This window comes from Pseudoalteromonas sp. QJM3NY_22 (assembly GCF_056173065.1).
In genome coordinates, this window is record NZ_CM149655.1 from 4,278,360 (window position 1) to 4,300,748 (window position 22,389).

Here is a 22,389-nt window from a genome sequence, read left to right on the forward strand (position 1 = left end):
ATTAAGTTTCAATTACATCACTCACATCCATATTTTTCCAATCGAGTTGCACTACCACTTGTGCGAAATAGGCGAGCCCTTCTAAATAATCTCGCCGTCGCAGTTTAATGGACTGTTTTTGAAGTATCGCAACCCAACAAATGCCCATGACACTACTCGCCTGCTTTTGGTTGAGTTAGCTTGAAAAGATCCTGTCTTTCCTGCTTTGTCTATCACTGCACCCAGCATCATTGAGAACCAATGCGCCAGTGTTGCGAGCAGTAAAAGTATGTCTAATCGGTAGAGTTTGTTCGTTCTGTGTAGATCTGAGCCTAAGCCGAACCTAACACTTTTTTGATCTCGAAATCCGGCTTCTATTTGCATTCTCATACCATATAATTTGAGCACTTTTTCGAGGAAGTGGTGCCTTTTTGGAAGTGAAGAAACGAGTAGCCAAGGCTCCTTATAACCACGTTTTTTATCTCTTTTTAATAACTTATGCCCCTTGCCAACCAGCACTGCATGCGTTTGATATTTTGCACTTTTGGTCAACTCGGTCGCGCCAAGATACTGGCTCTTACGTTGATTGCTCTTGAATAGTGACTGGCATGGAACAAACTCATCGCTGCCCTGCGTTTTCAAGTGTGCCGTACCTCGAACTCGGCTAATATAATGCCAGCCATTGTTTCGCACGGCTTTGAGCCAAGGTACTTTAAAGCCCGCATCCGTCACAATGACGGGCCGGCAATCACTCGGCAAGATCAGTTTGAGCATCTTCAAGAACCGTTTTTGTACTTTTGGGCAATGATATTGAAAGCTGAGTGCACTTTCCTGATACAGGGTTAAAGAGCGACCTTCACTGACAATGCTGGCACGCAGAATACAATATTTGGTTTGTGTATCGGCATGACTCCAATCAACCAAAATGACGGGATGCTTTTCAGTGACCACAAAACGGCTTAAGTGAACATAAACCGTTGTTGATTCACGTAAAAGCTCGTGGTTACTGAGCAGTCGATCAATACGTTTAATATCATGTTTTTCAGTTGTTTTTGAATTCAAATTGCGACCAATAGACGTCAAGGTGCATTGCTGACAGTGCAAAAGAGATTTAACGGCAGCGACTAGAGTATTAAATCTGGCTTTATGAATTGATTTAGGGGTGACAGCGCGGAGCATATTGTGCAAAATAGTAAAAGCATTCATGGTGTTTAGCTCTGTTGTTTGTAAGTGATTCATAAGATCACAAAACACCATGAATGTTCCCTCGCTTCCCACATTTTTTAATACTGTTAGTTTATTGATATATAAAGGCTAATTCTGGGGATACTTTAGGCGTGCAACATATCAAATTAAGCACAATAAAAACATAACAACAGATATTGGTATTTCACTACTCAGTGGCGGCTTACATGACGGTGTAGATCGAGCAGGTAGTTATGGTGCATGGGCTGTACACCTTGATAGTCAGATTAATAACTGGAATATTCAGCTTCAACATGGCGAGTATGACTACGACTTAGACGATCAAAGTGACCGTATTTCGGTTGCAGCCTATGCCTATTACGATACGATTTCAAGCGAGGCAACTATGTCTAGCCTTAACGTTGCCTACAATTATTCGGTAGAATGGGGGCCTGTAAATGCCCTACAATTTTATAACGACTACAGCACCATATACGACAAATCAGACGATAGCGCCAATACGTGGATGAATATAACAGGTGTGAGTGTATCGGCCGGTGCCTTTTTTACCTACTTTGATTATGTTCAAGCGCGTAACCAGCCATTTATTGGCGGAACAATGATAGGAGATGGCGATACAGAGCGTCGCTTCAATATAAATTTAGGTTACTACTTCTAAAAAGTCGCACATAATCTATTCAACAATAAAAAAGGGCAAAATACATTTATCCTTTTTTTATTGCGTGCTGTTGTTATTTCATACCAATCTGCTTATATATTTGGTCTATTTAATGATTAAAAACCTCACTAAAACCAAGCAAAAACTTTTAACGAAATGAGTCCACTATTTAATACTACTTGAATTCAAGTATTAAGTGCAATCATTATGCAGCCACCAGAACTTCTGATTGCCCCGTAAATAACTCATGAGGGGTTTTATACCCTCTTGTTTTTCTTGGCCGATGGTTGAGCTTATCAACTGCCGCCTGTATTTCTGCTTCACTTAGCGACATAAAGTCAGTTCCCTTGGGGAAGAAGCGTCTAAGTAAGCCGTTGGTATTCTCATTTATGCCCCGCTCCCATGATGAATATGGGTGAGCGAAATACACATCCGCTTCTAATTTTTGTGCAACATGCTCATGGTGAGCAAACTCTTTTCCATTATCTAAAGTCACGGTAATAACCTTACCTTTATAGGGTGTCATACACTTGATCAGCGCATCGGCTGTTATTTTCGCATGCTTGCTTTCAATTCTGTGAACGACTGTATATAACGTTTTACGTTCAACCATTGTAACAAGGGCATTTTTACGCCCTTTGCCTATCACTGTATCGCCCTCCCAATCACCAATCCTAGACTTTGAATCCACAATACTTGGGCGTTCATCAATACTGACTCGATTAACTATCTGTCCACGTTTATCGTAGCTTCCATAGCGTTTTTTATACTTTTTACATGCACGAGTGAGTGTCTTATGTAGTTCACCACCACGAGCCTTGTCTCTGTAAATATATTGATAAATCGTTTCATGATGCAAAACGACCTTTTTCTCTAAAGCTAAGCGGCCTGCCACCTGCTCTGGCGAAAGTCCGTCAACCAACAATTTATTAATCCAGTCAGTAACATCATCTGTTAACTTACTTGCTTTGAAAGATGACTTGCGTCTTTGCTCTGCAAAATTATTGGCTTGGTTAGGTCGATAGCCTTTAAGCCCTTTATTGCGTTTTAACTCTCTAGAGATAGATGACGGTGAACGAGTGAGTTCATCAGCTATCTGTTTTTGGTTATTTCCTGCTTTTATTAACGCGTAAATCTGGTATCTTTCTGCTTGTGTCAGCTGTTTATATTTCATTAAAGCAATTTCCTTTGGCGAGAGAATGGCCGAATTATAACAGCTGGCCATCTAATCTGAGAAATTGCACTTATTATCCGAATTTAGGCTATATAATCATCATGTTTTTAATAAAATTGGCATAAGTACTTCGAATTACGCCTCAATTAGCCTACAATTTAATGTATCCGTAATTAAACAAAATGAGCATAAGTGAATATAAGAGCAGCCTTTGTTTGTTATAAAAATTTATGGCTAAAAATGCTAGGGCTGATACTGGTTGCACTTGGTATTATTGGCATTGTACTGCCTGTTATGCCCACCACTATATTTTTCATTTTAGCGCTCACTTGTTTTACTCGCTCATCGCCCGCGCTAGAACACTGGTTACTTAACCATCCTCGTTATGGGGCTACATTACAACAGTGGCAAGCTCACAAAGTGGTTCCCGTTAAAGCAAAATGTTATGCCGCCATTGGCATGTTAATTGGGTTTATATTTTTACTGTACTCTACTGCCCCGATTTGGGTTATTTACCTCGTTGCAGCGATAGAAATATCGGTAATGATTTACCTTATCTTAAGGCCCTCTACTCCACCTAAGTACTAAACGTATACCTACAAATACCCTCCACTTGTAAAATCTTAATGTAAAGTTAAGTAAGTAAACTTGTAATGACTAATGCAAATCATTATCATGTTGTAAATTTTACAATATTAAACTATTTATGGCGTTTATTAATAAGCGAACTTTGTATAGTACAAGTCGCGCTCTACATATTTATATTTCTACAGCTTTATTTTTTCTGCTTATTTTGTTTTGCGTTAGCGGCATTGTGCTCAACCATATTGATTGGCTTAAAAACGATAAAGATAACGGTCAAGTAACTGCAACAATTCCAGCAGAGCTAGTTACCAAAGCCAATGAACAGCTAAATACGCTACCAACGCTTTACCCTGAAATAGAAGCTTACCTAGCCGAGCAATATTCACTTACAAAAGTAAAAAGCATTGAGTGGGAAAAAGAAGACGCGCTTGTCATGCTCGACTACCCACTGCCTGCTGGGTTTGCCTACGCAGAGCTTGATTTTACAACTGGCGAGCTAAATCTTGATTACCAAACAGGTGGCTTTTTAAGCCTTATTGGCGACTTACATAAAGGCCGCCACAGCGGTGAAGTATGGAGTTGGGTAATTGATATATCTGCCGTACTGATGATTTTATTTGCCATCACTGGCATGATTATTTTGTTTCAAAATAGAAAAAAACGCTTAGCAGGAATATGGATAACTTTACTAGGAGTGGCAACTCCACTGGTTATATATTTATGTTGGGTTCCACAAATAAAAGGAGTGTATTAATGGTTAAATTTAAATTATTTATAAGCGCCGCATTACTGCTCGTAGCTGCGTTTTTTCAAACAACGGCGCATGCACAAACACCACAGCTAGAGGTTGAATTAACGCTTCCCGACTTAGAAGTGCAACCGTATCACCGCCCATACGTTGCAGTTTGGCTTGAAACACCAGAGCGCAAACACGTGACAACGCTTGCACTTTGGGTGCAAAAAGCAGAATGGTTTAAAGACTTACGCCAATGGTGGCGTAAAGCTGGTAAAAGCGATGCCAACTTTGACGGCATTAGCGGCGCAACCAAGCGCGCGGGTACTTACACCATAAATTGGCAAGGTAATGATTTAGACGGTAACCCAGTAAAACCAGGTAAATACTTACTAAATATTGAAGTTGTACGCGAAGAAGGCGGCAGAGACTACACCCGCGTTGAGCTCGATTTAACTAAATCAGGCAAACTAACAATTGATGGTAAAAACGAGTTTTCTAAAAGCTTCGTCACTGTAAGCACTAAGTAGCTGCTACTTAATCATTTGAATTTAAGGAAATACAATGAAAATTAATTTATTAAAAACGGCATTAATCGGCGCATTGAGCTTATCTGCTTTAGTGTCAACTTCAGCAAGTGCACACGGACGTTGGTTACTACCTTCACATACATCTTTATCAGGCGATAAAGCGCATTACGTAATGATTGACGCTAGTATCTCTAACGAAATGTTTGCACCAGACAAAGCCTTTAAACCTAAAGAAAAAGGCGCCGAGTACGACGACACATTATTAATGGCACTTGCGCCTAATGGTGAGCCAGTATCTGAAACCATTCGTGCTTATTACTTAAAGCGTAAAAGCTCAGCTGCGGTAAGCTTAACAGAGCAAGGCACTTACCACATTGCAATGACCCAAAAGCCAATGTACATGACCTTCTATAAAAACGAAGAAGGTAAGCGCAAGCGCGTATTTGGTAAAAAAACAGAAGCTGAGTTACCTAGCAATGCAAAAGATGTAACGACAACGAAAGTTGTTTCAACAGTAGATACATTTGTAAGCCGAAATGGCACCTCAAAACCTGCACAGCTAGGTTTAGGCTTAGAGCTTAGCGGTCCAACGCATCCAAACGATTTATTTGTAGGTGAACAAGCACGTTTTCAGTTACTACAAGATGGTAAATCTGCTGGTGAAGGCGTTGAAGTAAGTATTTTAAAAGGCGACACACGCTACCGTAATGAGCGTGGCGAAGTAAAAGTAACGACCGATAAAGACGGGATGTTTACAATTACGTGGAAAGAGCCAGGCCTATACCTAATCGAAACCTCTAACAAGGTTACCGTAAATGAAGAAGGCGTAGATGCAGGACGTTATGCATTATTTACAACGCTTGAAGTTGCCCCTGAATAATTTAAATTACTAAATTTAAAAAAATTGAAAGGCCAAGCATTTGCTTGGCCTTTTTACGTCTTACTAACTTTTATCTAAAATCCCCTTGAATTCGCAACCATTCGACACAAGATTGCAACTACAACGATCCAAACGCCTATATCGCGCGTAATCAGTGACCTTATATGTTAACAACTTAGAATATCTTAGATAGTTTTTATCTTTGCACTAGGGTAGTCGCTTCTATATGATGCGCTCCTTTTCGACTAGCAGCTCTTGGGGAACAATTAATGACTTTTAAGCGTTTATCTGCAAATAAACTAGCACTTAGCTTGGCCGTTACCACTGCACTTAGCACACCTTACTCTATGGCCGTTGCCGCAGAGCAAGATAATCAAGCAGAAAAGAATATCGAAGTGATTTCGGTTACCGGTACTCGCAGAAGCTTACGCAGTATTGCCGAAAGCTCAGTACCTGTAGATATTATTACCAGCGGTGATATGCAAAGTACGGGTCAGCTAGAAATAAGCCAAATACTAGCAAACCAAGTACCTAGCTTTAACTACCCAAGTGCCACTATGGGTGATGGTACTGACCATGCAAAACCAGCTGTTTTACGTGGATTAGCACCCGATCACACCCTAGTGCTTATAAACGGTAAGCGCCGCCATGCCGGTGCGCTATTAAACTTAGCAGGTGTTGTTGGTCGAGGCTCTACCGCTGTTGATTTGAACATGATCCCAACCTCTGCAATTAAACGTGTTGAAGTACTACGTGATGGCGCAGCCGCACAGTACGGTTCTGATGCAATTGCTGGGGTATTAATATTGTACTTAAAGATGCCTCAGAAGGCGGCAGCGTAAGCGTAACGTACGGTAAATACGATACTCAAATGGCTGGCGTACCTCAGCTAGAAAGCACCTATGCAGATGCTAACGGCGACTTAGCGTTTAATACCGGTGGCGACCGCGAAGTAAACGACGGTGCAACACGCACTGTTAGCGCAAACTCTGGTTTTGCGTTATCTGATAACGGCTTTGTAAACGTATCAATTGAATACCGCGATAACGACTCAACGCAGCGCTCAGGCTTTGACCCACGCGAACAATACAGCCGCCTTGATGATGGCAGCCTAGACCCACGCGAATTTACTATCGATCGTTACAATCACCGTTTTGGTAAAGCCGACCTTGAAGATTACGCGTTGTTTTACAACATGGGTTACGATTTAAATAACGGCTTAAACCTTTATTCATTTGGTAGCTACTCAAAGCGTGAAGGTAATTCAGGTGGTTTTTACCGCCGAGCAAAAGACAGCCGTAACGTTTTAGAAGTGTACCCAGATGGCTTTTTGCCGCAAATTGAAACTGACGTACAAGACTACTCATTTGCATTGGGCTTACAAGGCGAAACTAACGACTGGATATGGGATGTAAGTACCAACTACGGCCGCAACGACTTTGGTTTCGGTGTTGTAAATAGTATTAACACATCACTAGGTGCCGACAGCCCAACCGAATTTGACAACGGTGCATTGGTTTACGATCAGTTTTTAGTAAACGCAACGGCCAATACCACACTCGATTTAGGCTTACCTGATGACGTATTTTTTACCGTAGGTACTGAATACCGCCACGAAAGCTACAAAATAGAAGAAGGCGAAGAAGCGTCTTACATCACCGCACTTGATAGCGACGGTAACCCAATTGCAGCCGGTGGCGCGCAAGTACTTGCTGGTTTTGGACCAGAAAGTGCGACTGACGAAAGCCGTCATAACATCGCTTTAATTGTTGAGTTTGATACCTACTTAACAGAAAAATGGAACGTAGTTTTAGCGGGTCGTTATGAAGATTACAGCGACTTTGGTGACACATTTACTTCTAAGCTTGCTTCGCGTTACAGCATTACTGAAAACCTATCACTGCGCGGTGCAATTAGCACAGGTTTCCGTGCGCCATCTTTAGCGCAAAGCTCGTACCGCCAAATATCAACCGTACTTGAAAACAACCAACCATTTGAAGTTGGTTTATTCCCAACTGATTCTGCAGCAGCGCAAGCGCTAGGTTCCCAGCCATTAGATGCTGAAGAGTCAGTAAACGTTACAGCTGGCTTTATTTACACTCAAGGGAGCTTTAGCTTAACCGTTGATGCATACCGTATTGATATTGATGACCGTATTGTATTATCTGAAAACTTAGAGGGCGATGCAGTTGTTGAAATACTACAAAATGCCGGTGAGCTAAACACCGAAAGCGTACGTTACTTTACCAACGCTATCGACTCGCGCACGCAAGGTGTAGATATAGTAGCCACTTATAACCTAGATTTAGACAACTTAGGTGATTTACGCCTAAACGTAGCTGCTAACTTTAACGATACCGAAGTAACACACGTAAACGACAACCCAGCACAGCTTAACTCACTAGGTGACGACTACGTAGTGTTTGCACGTCGTGAAGTAGGTCGCTTTGAAGAAGGCACGCCAGATAGCAAATGGAACCTATCAGCAGTGTGGAACTTTAACGAATGGCAAACAACGCTTCGTGCCACACGTTATGGTGAAGTCGCTGATATATCAACTACAGCCGATCGCGATGAATACCTAGACCCTAAATGGATCACCGACCTAGAAGTGGCATACCGTCCAGACGAATATTGGAAATTTGCCGTTGGTGCAAACAACTTATTCGATCAGTACCCACAAGCCACCGTGGATAACATTGGTTACTCTGACTTTGGCCAAATATTCCCGTACACACCGTATGCACCTTACGGATTAGACGGACGTTTCCTATACGGTAATATTACTTACAGCTTTAAATTTAATGAGTTAAATTAAAATCCGATATGGCATGCCATATCGGATTTTTTATATTTAAAAAATAGTAATAAAAATAACCATCCTAGCTATAATCAAATAAATTCAGCAATAACACCTTCAACATAAATTGCTAACTTTTTATTATTATTAAATTTTTTTTATATGATAAATTGATTATTAGGTTAAGTTAGTTGCTAGTAAGTCATCAAAAAACAACTTAAAACGCCTATAATTAAACTAAGTACGCATAAATACCGTCTTTCTTTGGAGTGAAGTATGAGCTATAAAAACTGGTCAATATCAAAACAAATTGGTGCCCTAGCATTCACTTTAACGTTATGTATTTTTAGTTTAGTGGGACTATCTACCTATTTAATCTCGGCTAATACACTTTCTGAAAAAAGTGAAACTGCGATTAAGTCTGAAATAACCGCTATTTCAGATCTTTTAGAACTCCAATACGACAGCCTACTTGCAATAGCAAAACGCAATGCGACCGTATTTAAAGGTATGTACCCTGGTGAATTTAAAAAAAGCGATCAAAAAGTAATGGTCGTAGATACTATGGTTCCTATTCTTTTACATGATGGTGAACAGGTTAATAACAATATCGATATTGTTGAAAATTACGCTAAATTAACCGGAGGTAACGCCACGGTATTTATGCGAGATGGGGATGATTTTTTTCGTATTACTACCTCTTTAAAAAAGAGTGATGGGCAACGGGCTATTGGCACATACCTAGGAAAAAAACACACAGGCTATCAGCCTCTTATGAACGGTCAAAGCTATGAAGGTTACGCTAAATTATTCGGCAACGAGTATATGACTGTTTACCAACCAATTAAAAATAAACAAAACCAAGTAATTGGTATTTTATACATAGGTTTTAATATAAACGATGCACTGGCATCGCTGAGAGAGTCTGTTAATAAAATAGTAATTGAAGAAAGCGGTAACTTATTTGTTTTCAGAAATACAAATGATGTAGTTATAGCGGGTAAAGAGGCCGCAGTTGACTCAAAAGTGAACTCCAAAGCACTTGATGGGCTTAATCTAGAGGCAATTAAAAAGGGTCTGTCATTAAAATACAATAGTGAAAATAACACCCCGATGTTTGCTTACAGTAAAACGGTACCTGGGTGGGATTGGACCTTACTTGGTCGTGTAAAAGAAAGCGAACTCACTGAAGAAAGCATAAAACTAATGGTAGTTAACAGCATAACGTCTGTTGGGGGGATCCTTGCTATCTCAATTTTACTTTTTTGGGTGCTAGTAAAAACACTTAAACCATTAAGACAGTTAACACGTAGCGTTGATGCATTAGGTAAAGGTGATTTGTCACAACATTTTTTAAATACCAACACAAATAGTGAAAATGAAATAGACCAAATTACCGCGAGTGTAAGCAGCATGTCGGTTGAACTCAAAAAACTAATACTCGCCTTACAAAACTCTGTAGTTGAGCTGGAAAAGCAAGCGGGCATCTCCAAAAAAATTGCACTCACTAACGGCAAAGAAGCACATGCAATGATGGGGCAAACAGATCTAATAGCCACCGCCATCGAAGAAATGTCAGTATCCATTAAAGATGTAGCCAATAACGCAAATGAAGGCGCTCAACGAACCCAACAAGTTGATGCAGAAGCTCAATTAGGTCGAACACAATTAACCCAAGTTGTTAATGATTTAATGCAACTAAGCCAACAGTTAAATGATAGCCATAACTCTGTAGAAAAAGTAAACACCGCGAGTAACGAAATAAGTAAAGTAACCGAAGTAATTAATGGGATTGCTGAGCAAACAAACTTACTAGCACTTAATGCAGCAATAGAAGCGGCAAGAGCTGGCGAACAAGGTAGAGGGTTTGCAGTTGTAGCCGATGAAGTTAGAACATTAGCGCAGCGCACTCAAAAATCAATTTTAGAAATTAGCCAAACAATTGAACAGCTACAAATACAAGTTACCGCCGCAACTAAACAAATGGAACAAAGCCGTCAGTTGGGTATTAAATCAGCTGAAGAGGGCGAAAAAACAGGAGAGCAACTTAACTTAATCACTCAAAGTATTGGTGATCTAACTCGCTCATCAAATAATATAGCTGAGGCAACAGATCAACAAAGCACCGTTGCAGCAGAGATTACTCAAAATTTACACTCTATAAGCCAACTCGCTAAAGAGGGTGAGTCTCGCACGCAAAGTACTGTAAATTCGGCAAGTGAACTAATGACATTAGCTGAAAAAATTAAGCAACAAATAAGCTACTTCAGAGCACATTAATACCACAGTTAAAGTTTCTAAATTAAACAAAGGATGCATCACGCATCCTTTTATATTAATAATTAGTTATTTTAACCACTTATTAGTATTTCAACTTTCATAAAAAACCACCACCCTATATAAAACAACAGCTTACATTTCGGCCTCATTTTTGCTCTATATTGTTTATATAAATACAAACAATAAATACCAAAGGACTAAACATGAGCTCATCAACTGTATCTAACATTACAAAACCACTTTCACTTATTGGCGGCATTTTATTATTAAGTGGCTGTGTATTTCATATATCGCCAAGCGTTGCCTCAGTAAAACAAACAAAACAGCTATCACTGCCAAGCAATAATTTAGAATATTTAAATGTGTTAAGCGGCGCAGGTAGCCTTGAAATAAAAGGCTCAAAAACGGCCACCAGCATCAGTGTTGATGCCACTATTTACACAGCCGACATTGAAGACGAATACGAGCTAACGCTCGAGCAAGACGGTAAACAGGCAAAGCTTGTTGCCCAAAATAAAAGCCGTAATGGCATTAGCTTTTACAGTGGTCAATCTCCAAGTATTAATTTAGTGGTTACTGTGCCAAGTAATCTAAATTTAGATATTGATGATGGCTCTGGCGACATTTTTATAAGTGCTATGCAAAGCAATATTGATGTAAAAGACGGCTCAGGAAATTTAACAATAAGCGGTGCTAAAAACCTAACTGTTGACGATGGATCAGGTGAAGTAAACCTTGAAAACATCGCAGGTAATTTAGAATTAACCGATGGATCTGGCAGTATTCACATTAACAACGTAAGCGTCAATGCAACTATTGACGATGGGTCTGGCGAAATGCACGTGAGCAACATAAACGGTTCGCTAAACGTTGAAGATGGATCGGGTAATTTAGTGATAAGCCATATAAGCGGTGCTGTTAATGTTGATGATAACTCTGGTGACCTGCTTATTGAGCATATTGGTTCAAGCGTAACAATTGAAGACGGTTCGGGTGATATTCGCGTTAATCATGCAAAGGGGCTGAGCATTACTGAATCAGGCTCGGGCGATGTAAGTATCGATAATATTAGCGGCTCAGTAAAAGTAGCTGACTAACTTTATTTAACTGCCATTTAATATACTTTATGCCCTATCAATCTGGGCATAAAGCACTCCCCCTCAATGTATAAATGATTCAAAAGCAGCACTGTTTCACGTTAACTATTTCCTAAAATAATATAAAAAGTACTTATTTGATTTATTTTATTGCTTTATAGCTAATTTCGGTACATATTAGTATTCGACTTTATTAAAAGGATATTAATACTATGAAATGGAAGCTCTTAATTCTAATCACGACTCTATTCACGCTTGTTGCATGTGGCTCTGGAGGTTCAGACTCCAAAACAGTAACTAAACCGCTCAGCACTAACACAAAGCCTATTGCGGTTATCACCACCGAGCAATCGGAGTTTAAAGTAAATACCACCCTCGTTTTTAGCGCAACACAAAGTAGCGACCCCGATGGCGATGCACTCACCTATCAATGGCAATTAACCAGCAAAAACGAACAAGTAGAAATACCGATTACGGTTAATAATGAAAGTACCGTTGAGTTTTCAGTATCTGAAGCACAAGAGTACCAATTAGTATTAACCGTGAGTGACGGCAAGCTTTCAAGCACACCTGCACAAAAACAACTCACCGTTACTGCAAGTACCCAACTAATTGCTAACGCAGGTAGCACACAAACCGTTAAACAAGGTGATGTTGTGCTTTTAAATGGCGCGCAAAGTAGCACAACCAGCGGCGCCATTAATCAATACAAATGGCAATTTATTACCAAGCCCGTAGCAAGTAATGCAACGCTTGAAAATGCGACTCAAGTAAAAAGCCAGTTTGTTGCAGACAAAATAGGCGAGTTTAAAGTTGAGCTTACCGTTACTGATTCACAAGGTGATACAGCAAGCACTGTCGTACTCATAAAAAGTGAATCGCTTAATTCTAATTCATCACCACAAGCGGTTATAAACGTAGAAAATAAAACAATTGCCCCAAATGAAGTTGTTACACTTTATGGTAACCAAAGTACTGATCCCGATAAAAACGATACGCTTAGTTATGCGTGGGCAATTACATCAAAACCCCAGGGCAGCACGCCAGCTCTTTCAAACATGAAAAATCATACCGCTGGGTTTTCAGCGTCAACAGTTGGAGATTACGCGCTTTCACTCACTGTTACCGATCAACAAAACGAAAGTGATACCGCATCAGTTACTTTAACTGTTACCACAAGCAATAAAGCCCCAATAGCAACACTTGAATCCGAACGTGATATTACGTTAAACGAATCAACCACTTTGCAGTGCCAACAATGCAGCGACCCCGACGGAGATACGCTGAGTTATAACTGGCAGTTACAAGCCAAGCCTGTAAATAGTGCATCACAACTGACCAACAGTACATCAGCAATGCCCTCTATTATTGCCGATAACGAAGGCGCTTACGTTGTAGTGCTTACTGTATCTGATGTGCAATTAAGCTCAAACCAAGCAACCTCAGTACTGCATGCCAGTAGCAATAAAAAGCCTATTACTTTGGTAACTTATGCAACCTCCATAACAGTTGATGAACAAGTTTTACTTGATGCCTCAAATAGTTACGATCCAGAGGGCCAGCCACTAAGTTACCAATGGGAAATCATTTCGTCGCAAGGCCAAGCAACGCTTAGCAGTAATACAATATCAAAACCAACGTTTAGCGCATCAGTAGAGGGGCAAGTTGTTATTTCGTTACGCACTAACGATGGCGTGCAGTTCTCTGACACAAAAACCCTAACAATTGATGTAATACAAAATGCACTGCCAGTAATTAGCTTCACGGGGGAGCAATCACGCTACGATGTAGTGGGCAATACGGTTAAATTTGATGTAAGCCAAAGTTACGACCCAGAGGGAACCACTCTCGATTACGCTTGGACACTATCAGCCCCTTCAGGCTCGAGCACCAGCTTAAGCAATACAAACCAAAGTATTACCGAATTTATCGCAGATATGACAGGTAGTTACACGCTAACCGTTGTAGCAACTGATGCTGATGGCTTTTCAAAAAGTGTGCAATTTTCAATTACAGTAACTAACTCTGCACAACTTACCGGTCGTATTAAAGGGCAACTCACTAATGTGCAAAAAGCCGCTATAAGCAATGCACAGCTAACAATTAATGGACAGCAGTACAGCACCAACACAAATGGCTTTTTTGATGAAGAGGTTAATTTAGCGCAAGGTGAAAAAATAACGATAACAACAGCAGATCAAAGGCTTGCAGCTGGGGAATATAACTCTGTAGCTATTACGCAAAGCAATTTTACTGTGGATATAGGCCAAAATAGCATGCCCGTTTTACAGGCTGTTGAGGTTTCGGTATTTGTGTGTGCTGAGTTTTCAGGCCCCGACACCGTTAATTTACGTTTTAACATGGTAGATACACTTTTAGCGTCAGATAGCTTTCAATTTAGCTTTGATCAAACAAAACCACTTACTTTACAAAAAAGCGGAAGTACTTACCTCGATAGCGAATTAGATATCGACCTACCTGCATCAGCCGAATTTGAAGTAACAGTAATTGAAACAAACGTTGAAAATACAATCAGCTCAAACATTACTATTTACCATTCTGATTCAGGCCAACCAAGCTCTGCAATTATAAGTATTTGTAATATTTAGCCCCCAAATAAGCCCTTCAACATAAAGTGCTATTTTTAGCCCAGTAGTTATAACCATTAGTGTTATAACTACTGATAAATAAGCAACTTTGAGCCATATAATCCATTGTATTTTATAAGCAGCTAAGCCATTCTAAAAGCCTTGACGTTATTAGGATAAACGCGTGTTAGAAATTGCTTTAATTTACTTAGCAGCAGCCATAGTCGCTGTGCCTATTGCTAAACGAGTCGGACTTGGCTCAGTATTAGGTTATTTAATTGCCGGAATACTCATTGGCCCTTATGCGCTGGGTGTTGTGGGCGATCAAACCGATGTAATGCACTTCGCTGAATTTGGCGTAGTAATGATGCTGTTTTTAGTTGGTCTTGAACTACAACCTTCGCGTTTATGGACATTACGCCACTCTATTTTAGGGCTTGGCGGCTTACAGGTTGTGTTATCGGCAGCGGCTATTTTTGCATTTTGTTATTGGTTTTTTGCCATGCATTGGCAAACCGCACTCGCCATTGGTTTAATGCTCGCGCTCTCCTCTACCGCTATTGTACTGCAAAGCCTTGAAGAAAAAGGCTGGCTAAAGCAAGAAGCCGGACAAAACGCTTTTTCGGTATTGCTGTTTCAAGACATCGCAATTATTCCTATTTTAGCCCTATTGCCACTGCTTGCATTTGCCCCGCAAACTAGCACAAAAGAAATCAGCGATTCGATTATTGCAAGCTGGCCTGTATGGCAACAAGTATGTGTTTCGGTTGCGGTTATTGCCGCTATTATTGCCGGCGGTAAATACGTATCGGCCCCGTTATTTAGATACATTGCTCAAACACACATGCGTGAAATATTTACTATTTTTGCACTGTTTTTAGTGGTCGCTATTGCACTGGTTATGCAAAGTATTGGTTTATCGCCTGCATTGGGAACTTTTTTAGCGGGCGTTGTACTTGCCGAGAGCGAATTTAGACACGAATTAGAAGCCGATATAGAACCCTTTAAAGGCTTACTTTTAGGATTGTTTTTTATAACTGTTGGCGCATCAATTAACTTTGAACTGCTATTTAACGAGTTTAGTACCGTTATAGGCTTAGTGGTTTTACTCATTGTAGTTAAAGCCTGCATTTTATTTGCCCTTGCAGTTACCTTTAAAATTAGCAGCAAACAGCAGTTATTATTTGCCCTAGCGCTTGCCCAAGGGGGTGAATTTGCCTTTGTACTGCTAAGCGTAACCACCACCTTAAGTATTTTAACGCCCGAGCAAACCAGCCTTGTTACCTTAGTTGTCGCGGTATCAATGCTAATAGCGCCGTTATTACTTATGGTTTATGAGCAAATACAAAAACGCAGCAGCAGTGCTTTACCTGAGTTTGATAAGCCAGAGCAAATTAGCACCGCTAAGCACGTAATTATTGCGGGCTACGGACGTTTTGGCCAAATTATGGGGCGTTTACTGCACGCGCAAGGCTACGAAATTACCGTACTTGACCACAGCCCTAGCCAAATAGAATTACTACGCCGTTTTGGCAATACTGTATTTTATGGCGATGCAGCACGCCAAGAACTCCTTGAAGCCGCAGGCGCGCACACAGCGCAAATGCTAGTAATTGCAATTGATAACCCCGATAAAACTATTGAGATAATTAAGTTCGCGCATAAAAACTACCCGCAGCTTAAAATAGTTGCTCGCGCAATCGACCGCCGCCATGCGTATCAGTTACTTAATTTAAAAGTAGATGCGTTTAATCGCGAAACAGTTGACTCAGCTATTAACCTTGCCGTAGAAGCACTCGAGTTACTAGGTAACACTAAGCAAGATGCAGAGCGCGCCGGTAAGCTGTTTAGAGACCACGACCGCGCTGCAGTACTGCAACTTGCTGCATTATGGGGAGACGACGCCAGCTACGGTGTAGCAGTTCGCCAACGCATGGAAGATTTAAAGCAAGTGCTGCAACAAGATAAACAAGCACAAAGCGATTTAAATACCTGCGATAGCGGCGACTGCGAAGACGGCTTAACAGAAGTAGTGAGTAAACCTAAAAAGCCTGATGATGCTCATTTGGAGTAGCGTCTAAAAACTGATATGTGCTATTAGCGTGAGTTAATAGCACTGTGAATAAGTGCTACAATCAAATAAGTTGTCTGAAAGCATAGCTGTACTTTTTAGTTAGTGTTCAAAGCGCTTATATGTTCCACGCCAATCTAAATTTTCAGGATATTTAACCTTATAAGCATTTATTTCAGCCTTAGAAGCGTACTGAAAATAGATAGAAAAATAGTCACTTATGTAGCTTTCGCCGTCACCCATTCTCCAAAATATATCGCTCGGATGATAATTTGGAAATTTAATCCAAGGCGGTTTTGGCGGAGTATGCTTTAACTTATTTTCATAACGCTCTTTAAGCATTTTATTCCAAGCAGCTCTATGCTCTAGATACTTACCCCATTTTTCATCGGTAGTGTTAGCTGGTTTTTCACTTCCCATTGATGAAATAGGTATAAGCATTAAAATAAACACTAAGACGGTGTAAATATTTATAAAATTACGCATGACTAAATATGAGCTTTAATAAATGCTTTTAGTTCTTCTTTTTCGGCTTCGTTTGTAAATGTGCTAGCTGGGATTATTAAAGCCAATAACTTGTCTACAAATATATATAAATCACCTTTATTTTCTTCCATTGCTTCAACGGCTTGCCATTTATAAAAGTAACTTCCAAGATGATTAGTCTCGCAAATGCCATCAGCTTGAAATTCAATTGTTTTATTGCCAATCATTACGCCATTTTCATTGGGGATTGATTGCTCTTTTAACTTATAATTATTGTATAAAAATACAATAATTAATATTAAAAATGGCACTGCTACAATTAACCCACTTGGCCAATGAAAGTCAGAAAGGCGAATAGACTCAACCTGAAAAAAAGTCATAAGAACAACGGCTAACACAAACCATACAATCATGTTTTTTATAAACCCTAAACCTTTATTATCTTTAGGCGCACACAACTTTTTTATTATAAAATCAGCATAGTCGGTATAATTCTTTTTAGTAACAGTAATAGATTTGAGCATAGTAATGTCCATATAGAACGCTTTTTAGCGCACAATTAAGTTTTGTGTTTAAGTAAATAGCTAACTACAAGCGTGTATCAAGCTTAACCAACTCACCTGATAGTACATCAAAAATATAATAAAGTGCTTCACTCTCCGGCTTGGTATAAATTAATACCATATTATTACTAATTAGCTGATAGCCTTCAATATTATCCATAATAGATTTCAAGCCAGAGCCGTCGTATTCAGAAACTAATAACTCTTTTTGGTCATCACTATTTAAAAAGCCATTTTTATTTGTATCTTTTTGTACAACTGAGAAGATGTTTTTACTTAGAACGCTTTGGTAACTGGTTTCTTTTAATTGAACCGGAGAAAAGCCTACAATTAATACGTTATTTTTGAATAACACTTTGTTTTTCTCGCCAGCTTTAGTAAACATTAAATTTACTGCATTACGACTCAAACTCAGTGCTGATGAAATAATAATCTCAGCATTAGCGCTGTAAGGTTTTTGATTTATTATTTTGTCAGACGTGATTTCTAAAATGTGAACATCTTTGATTTGACCAATATAATTTTTTTGTAACTTTGGTTCTTCATCAAGGGCTACGCTATGTTCAATCACCTGAACCTTAGGCGCAGAATAGCCACTTTTAAAAAGATCACTAATAAGGCTCTTACCAATAGCAAAAATTACAACTATCGCAGCAATAAATAGTAATACCTGATTAGATTTCTCAATAAAATTCATAATACGTGTTCTCAACGCAAACTCCTTATATACCCATCACACTTCAAGATGCAGAATTTAACACCTGAAAATTGTCGTTAATTCGACTCGCCAAAATATCACCTAGATTAGGAAGTGTTTGACTAAAAAACTTATCAATTTTATCTCTAAATTCTTTTGCCGTTGCAAAATATTTATTATTCCTGACATACTCATTCATTACTTTCCATAGCCGCTCTATAGGGTTCAAATTTGGGCTGTAAGGAGGGAGGTAATGAAGTCTAATATTGAGCTCTTTTGCTTTCTTTTTAACGTCAATTGCTCGATGATATCCTGCACCATCTAAAATGATATGAATGCGCTTGTCACCATCATTACGCGCGCGTAACTCAGTAAAAAACGTCTGAATTGTCTCACTATTTACTTTCTCATAGCGCTTTACGTGTGCCGCTGTTAAGTTATTTAAATCAATCGCACCAATAAGATTTAATCGTGTTCGACTCCCCGTGGTTGCTAGCGGTTTATCCTGTCCTTTTCTTATCCAACCACAACTTACTTTTGTTGCTTGAGTTGGGTGCATCGCATCAATGAAATAGATTGTTTCATCAGCCGTTTGCACTTTTAACTCTTCATATTCTTTAATAAAAACAGCTTGTTTTTCTTCATCAAATTTATGTGGTACGCCCTTAGGATACTTGTAGCTAAAATTGTGCTGATGGAGCCATTTATTCAATCCTGAAATAGAAAAGCGGATTGCATGAGTTTTCCATATGTACTCGATGATTTCGTAAGAATAACGATAAGTATTTTGCGTAATATGTTCAATGACATCCGCAGTTTGCTCTTGACTTAAATAAGGGTGTGAGCCCCCATTTTCAGGTGCTAACTTGTTTTTACTTATATAATCATCGATGTGTCTGGTAATCGTGGTTTCATGAAGTCGCAATGCTTGAGCAATCATCGCTGTTGACCAACCTTCAGAGCGTAGTAATACCGCTTTGATGCGATCTCGAATACGGCCATCACGACTTGTGTCATGAAAGGCTTCAAGGTCTACTTTTTGTTCGGCGGTCAGTTCAATTTTGTTCATGCTGGTATCATGATCCTCATTACTGTAAAAATCAAGCACCTTCATTGATCACGGGTATAAACAACTGTTTCACCTTTGGTAATTAATTTTTTACCCATTTTATATTGGTTTGTTTAATACCTAGACCTTGCTTGAAGCTTACAGGAAACTCTAATGTGGGCTTACCAGCCCAGCCTCTTTCAAGATATAAATTGTAGCCGTCATCATTTTTTTCATATGTAACAGCGGACAACCAAATACCATCCCAATCACCTAAAAAATCCAGTTCAGCTAAAGTGTTTGGGTATACCCCATTGCGGGTTTTATGTAGTTCAATTAGAGAAATAGCAGATACAAAATTTTGTGTACCAAATTTCTCATCGGCCCCAGTTACTTTAAAATCACACCCAGATAGTAATAAAACAAATAAAAGACTAAATATATACTTTGTCATATGAAGCAACTTCTAACTTTGTTTCATAGGTTGGATCTTAAGAAAGCTTGAAGTTGAATTCTGTTAATGATCAAATAGTTACGCCAATAAAAACATGACTAAAAACAGAGTTCACATGCAGATTAACCAAGTTTCAAACCAATTAAAAGCCCTTATCTCAGAAAAACACCTCATTGAGCTTGCAAAAACCTCTGGATTTCAAGTTCGACACCGTTGCCTGTCGATCGTTTCTCTGCTCAAAGCCGTATTTAAAAGCTTATCTTGCCTGCAAGACGCTAACTTGTCAGATATCCATCAAAACTTGCGAACGCAGGCTGATTGCACGATAAGTTATAAACCCTTTCATAATCAAATTCGAAAACCAGCCTTGACTGAGCTTGTCCGTGAGCTCGTTATTCAAGCGATGTCTAAATTGACTGTAAACACGCTGGATAAAACCTTTTTTACCCAGCGAGGAATACAGCGAGTGTTATTGCAAGATGGTTCTTCATTTGCTCTACATGATGAATTAGCGCAGGTTTTTGCTGGTCGTTTTACTGCTGTAAGTCCTGCCGCAATTGAGTTGCACGTTACCTATGACCTATTTAATGAACAACCCTGCGAAATAGATATTCGTCCTGATGTTGAAACTGAGCGCGCCTTTTTACCAGGTAGCCACACACTTGAAGATACGTTATTACTTGCTGATGCTGGGTATTTTGACTTAGATTACTTTGAGCAAGTAGCTCAAGATGGCGGATATTTTTTGATCAGAGCAAATAAAAACATTAACCCAATCGTTACATCAGCCTATTGCGCGGGTATAGAACTTAAAGAAAAGAACATTAAACTCAAAACGTTACTCGATAAATTCGCAAGCCAACCACTTGAATTAACAGTACGTTGGAAGAAAAATGGGCCCGAGTACAGGCTTATCTATTTACCGAATGAAAAGCGCCCCGTTTTCCTTGTTACTAATTTAAAAGAGGCACAGTTTAGCTTTGACGAGCTACTCGATATATATGCAACTCGTTGGCAAATTGAGTTGTTTTTCAAAGAACTAAAGTCATGGAATAACCTTAAAGGGTTCATCACACGAGATCCTCATATTGCCGAATCATTGGTTTGGCTGAGTATACTGCAAACACTTATCAAGCGTTTTATCTGCCATAGTGCAGCGGGTATGTTTAAGTGTGCGATCTCGACATTTAGAGCGAGTAAGTGCAGTTATCTTTGGTTGGATGATATTCTGGATTGCATAGAACAAACACGGTGCAGCCATAAGATACATCGTGTATTTGAGCTACTAGCGGTAAATTGTAAGCGGCAAAGCATTGAGAAAAACAATGATATTTGCCGTTTTAAGATAGGAAGTCACACGGTCTGTGTTCCTTAAGAACTAAGCTATGAACTTTGTTTAAACATTGCCGCAGGAAAATAACAAGTGAGTCCATACAAAGCATATAACTAAAAGTACTCGCATTTAATTCCCCATATAACAGCTTTGTTAATAGGCACTGTTGCAAACATCCCTATTGCGTGGACTTCTATTAGTATCAAATAGCGTAAGTTATTGCCAACTATAAATAATTAGTAAAAAGTTATGCTCATTTATAAGAAGGGACGGTTATTCGAGGTATTGTTTAGGCGGAAGTATTTTAAATTCACTTTATTTTAGAGGGCGATTGGTAGCTCACCACGGCTTGCTGATTGAAGTATACATTTACCCCCAAAACAGCAAGCTCGTTTTACGCCACATTAAAACTCAACTAAAACCTAGTGGTGATGTCCGCCTTGAATAGCCTCACCCTGCTGGTTATAAAAGCCAGTTGCGCTGTGCTCAATAAAACCTAGGTTTATCATTTTAGCTAAAAATGGGTCGCCTTCGTTATCGCCAATGTCGGCGTAGTCGGTGGTTTGAAAGCGATCCCACTGTGCAAATTGAGCGGTAATTAATGGCTCATCAGTGCTTACATTATTAAGGCTAAGCAAGGTAGTTGTTTGGCTTTTTTTATTACTAATACTAAATGTTTTAACTAATTTTGAATGCGTAAAAAAGGCGAGGTTAAAGTCGTTGCCATTTTCGCTCAATGTATAGTTTTTTACTTCATCGCAGCCTTTGCCTTGTGTGCTTACTAAGGTCATTTTTTTTATTAGGTGGTTATCCACCAGCTGACTTTTAGCACTCCAATTTTGCACGCCGCGTACTTCAGATGGTTGGTATTCAATGCCGCGTTGCTGGGCATTAAAGTAACGTATTGGTCGTATTTGATTATTGGCTAAGTGCTGCCAAAGCTCGGTTATTACTTCACTTTGATGCGCTATTTGCTGGTTGTTTCGCCAAAGGGTAAGTGACTCGCTACTTTGCTGCGCTTTATGGCTGTTGGTAATTTTATAATCGGCTTTTAAATGCTTAGCATCAATATCACATTGCGAGGCAAAGCTACTTGTACTTACAAGCGTGGCAATTATTAATAACGCTTTTTTCATTTAGCTATCTCTTATTTATATTTCAAGTTTATGGCAATAACATAACGATTAAAAATGTCAGCTTAATGACAAAAACCCCGCAAAGTAGGCG

Annotated in this window: 16 protein-coding genes and 3 pseudogenes; 11 read left to right on the forward strand and 8 right to left on the reverse strand. The window is 39.5% G+C overall.

Annotation, left to right across the window (positions count from 1 at the left end; translation table 11 throughout):
* Position 1: 1 nt before the first annotated feature.
* Positions 2 to 1,218 (reverse strand): annotated as a pseudogene (locus tag AC0VZ4_RS19745) (IS4 family transposase).
* Between the two features lie 97 nt (positions 1,219 to 1,315).
* On the opposite strand from AC0VZ4_RS19745, the pseudogene AC0VZ4_RS19750 reads away from it, so the two are divergent.
* Positions 1,316 to 1,843, forward strand: a pseudogene (locus tag AC0VZ4_RS19750) (carbohydrate porin); the annotation flags it as partial.
* A 205-nt stretch (positions 1,844 to 2,048) separates the two neighbouring features.
* Here AC0VZ4_RS19750 and AC0VZ4_RS19755 read toward each other — a convergent pair.
* Positions 2,049 to 3,017: an IS30 family transposase gene (locus AC0VZ4_RS19755; protein ID WP_475439697.1), complete on the reverse strand. Its 969-nt coding sequence runs from the start codon at positions 3,015 to 3,017 to the stop codon at positions 2,049 to 2,051.
* Positions 3,018 to 3,209: 192 nt separating this feature from the next.
* Here AC0VZ4_RS19755 and AC0VZ4_RS19760 point away from each other — a divergent pair, with 192 nt between their 5' ends.
* The 9 genes and pseudogenes from AC0VZ4_RS19760 (at position 3,210) to AC0VZ4_RS19800 (ending at position 16,584) form a co-directional block, all read left to right on the forward strand.
* Positions 3,210 to 3,605, forward strand: a complete 396-nt coding sequence (locus tag AC0VZ4_RS19760; RefSeq protein ID WP_033023731.1) for a YbaN family protein — start codon at positions 3,210 to 3,212, stop codon at positions 3,603 to 3,605.
* Positions 3,606 to 3,723: 118 nt separating this feature from the next.
* Positions 3,724 to 4,356, forward strand: coding sequence for a PepSY-associated TM helix domain-containing protein (locus AC0VZ4_RS19765; protein ID WP_475440501.1), 633 nt, complete (start codon positions 3,724 to 3,726; stop codon positions 4,354 to 4,356).
* Positions 4,356 to 4,865, forward strand: coding sequence for a DUF2271 domain-containing protein (locus AC0VZ4_RS19770; RefSeq protein ID WP_024589611.1), 510 nt, complete (start codon positions 4,356 to 4,358; stop codon positions 4,863 to 4,865). The genes AC0VZ4_RS19765 and AC0VZ4_RS19770 overlap by 1 nt, the downstream gene beginning before the upstream one ends.
* Before the next feature lie 34 nt (positions 4,866 to 4,899).
* On the forward strand, positions 4,900 to 5,745 hold the full coding sequence (locus AC0VZ4_RS19775) for a DUF4198 domain-containing protein (RefSeq protein WP_024596099.1): 846 nt from the start codon (positions 4,900 to 4,902) through the stop codon (positions 5,743 to 5,745).
* Positions 5,746 to 6,014: 269 nt separating this feature from the next.
* Positions 6,015 to 8,563, forward strand: a pseudogene (locus AC0VZ4_RS19780) (TonB-dependent receptor plug domain-containing protein).
* Positions 8,564 to 8,821: 258 nt separating this feature from the next.
* Positions 8,822 to 10,825: a methyl-accepting chemotaxis protein gene (locus tag AC0VZ4_RS19785; protein WP_475440502.1), complete on the forward strand. Its 2,004-nt coding sequence runs from the start codon at positions 8,822 to 8,824 to the stop codon at positions 10,823 to 10,825.
* A gap of 203 nt (positions 10,826 to 11,028) precedes the next feature.
* Positions 11,029 to 11,922 carry a DUF4097 family beta strand repeat-containing protein gene (locus AC0VZ4_RS19790; RefSeq protein ID WP_475440503.1) on the forward strand — a complete coding sequence of 298 codons (894 nt, stop codon included), beginning with the start codon at positions 11,029 to 11,031 and terminating at the stop codon, positions 11,920 to 11,922.
* Positions 11,923 to 12,134: 212 nt separating this feature from the next.
* Positions 12,135 to 14,531, forward strand: coding sequence for a PKD domain-containing protein (locus AC0VZ4_RS19795; protein ID WP_475440504.1), 2,397 nt, complete (start codon positions 12,135 to 12,137; stop codon positions 14,529 to 14,531).
* Between the two features lie 163 nt (positions 14,532 to 14,694).
* The gene (locus AC0VZ4_RS19800; protein WP_475440505.1) at positions 14,695 to 16,584 is read left to right on the forward strand and encodes a monovalent cation:proton antiporter-2 (CPA2) family protein; all 1,890 of its coding nucleotides are present in this window, start codon (positions 14,695 to 14,697) and stop codon (positions 16,582 to 16,584) included.
* Positions 16,585 to 16,683: 99 nt separating this feature from the next.
* Here AC0VZ4_RS19800 and AC0VZ4_RS19805 read toward each other — a convergent pair whose 3' ends face one another.
* The 5 genes from AC0VZ4_RS19805 to AC0VZ4_RS19825 all read right to left on the reverse strand — a co-directional run bounded on the left by AC0VZ4_RS19805 (position 16,684) and on the right by AC0VZ4_RS19825 (position 19,829).
* Positions 16,684 to 17,067, reverse strand: coding sequence for a hypothetical protein (locus tag AC0VZ4_RS19805; protein WP_008136064.1), 384 nt, complete (start codon positions 17,065 to 17,067; stop codon positions 16,684 to 16,686).
* Positions 17,068 to 17,069: 2 nt separating this feature from the next.
* The gene (locus AC0VZ4_RS19810; RefSeq protein ID WP_008136062.1) at positions 17,070 to 17,591 is read right to left on the reverse strand and encodes a YcxB family protein; all 522 of its coding nucleotides are present in this window, start codon (positions 17,589 to 17,591) and stop codon (positions 17,070 to 17,072) included.
* Between the two features lie 64 nt (positions 17,592 to 17,655).
* The gene (locus AC0VZ4_RS19815; protein WP_475440506.1) at positions 17,656 to 18,342 is read right to left on the reverse strand and encodes a hypothetical protein; all 687 of its coding nucleotides are present in this window, start codon (positions 18,340 to 18,342) and stop codon (positions 17,656 to 17,658) included.
* Positions 18,343 to 18,370: 28 nt separating this feature from the next.
* Entirely contained in the window at positions 18,371 to 19,396 is a 1,026-nt protein-coding gene (locus tag AC0VZ4_RS19820; protein WP_475440080.1) for an IS630 family transposase, read from the reverse strand.
* 82 nt (positions 19,397 to 19,478) lie between these two features.
* Positions 19,479 to 19,829 carry a hypothetical protein gene (locus AC0VZ4_RS19825; protein WP_475440507.1) on the reverse strand — a complete coding sequence of 117 codons (351 nt, stop codon included), beginning with the start codon at positions 19,827 to 19,829 and terminating at the stop codon, positions 19,479 to 19,481.
* A gap of 115 nt (positions 19,830 to 19,944) precedes the next feature.
* Here AC0VZ4_RS19825 and AC0VZ4_RS19830 point away from each other — a divergent pair, with 115 nt between their 5' ends.
* Complete coding sequence (locus tag AC0VZ4_RS19830) at positions 19,945 to 21,204, forward strand: IS4 family transposase (protein WP_475439645.1); 1,260 nt, start codon at positions 19,945 to 19,947, stop codon at positions 21,202 to 21,204.
* Positions 21,205 to 21,584: 380 nt separating this feature from the next.
* On the opposite strand, the gene AC0VZ4_RS19835 is transcribed toward AC0VZ4_RS19830, so the two are convergent.
* Positions 21,585 to 22,298: a hypothetical protein gene (locus AC0VZ4_RS19835; protein WP_475440508.1), complete on the reverse strand. Its 714-nt coding sequence runs from the start codon at positions 22,296 to 22,298 to the stop codon at positions 21,585 to 21,587.
* Between the last annotated feature and the right edge of the window lie 91 nt (positions 22,299 to 22,389).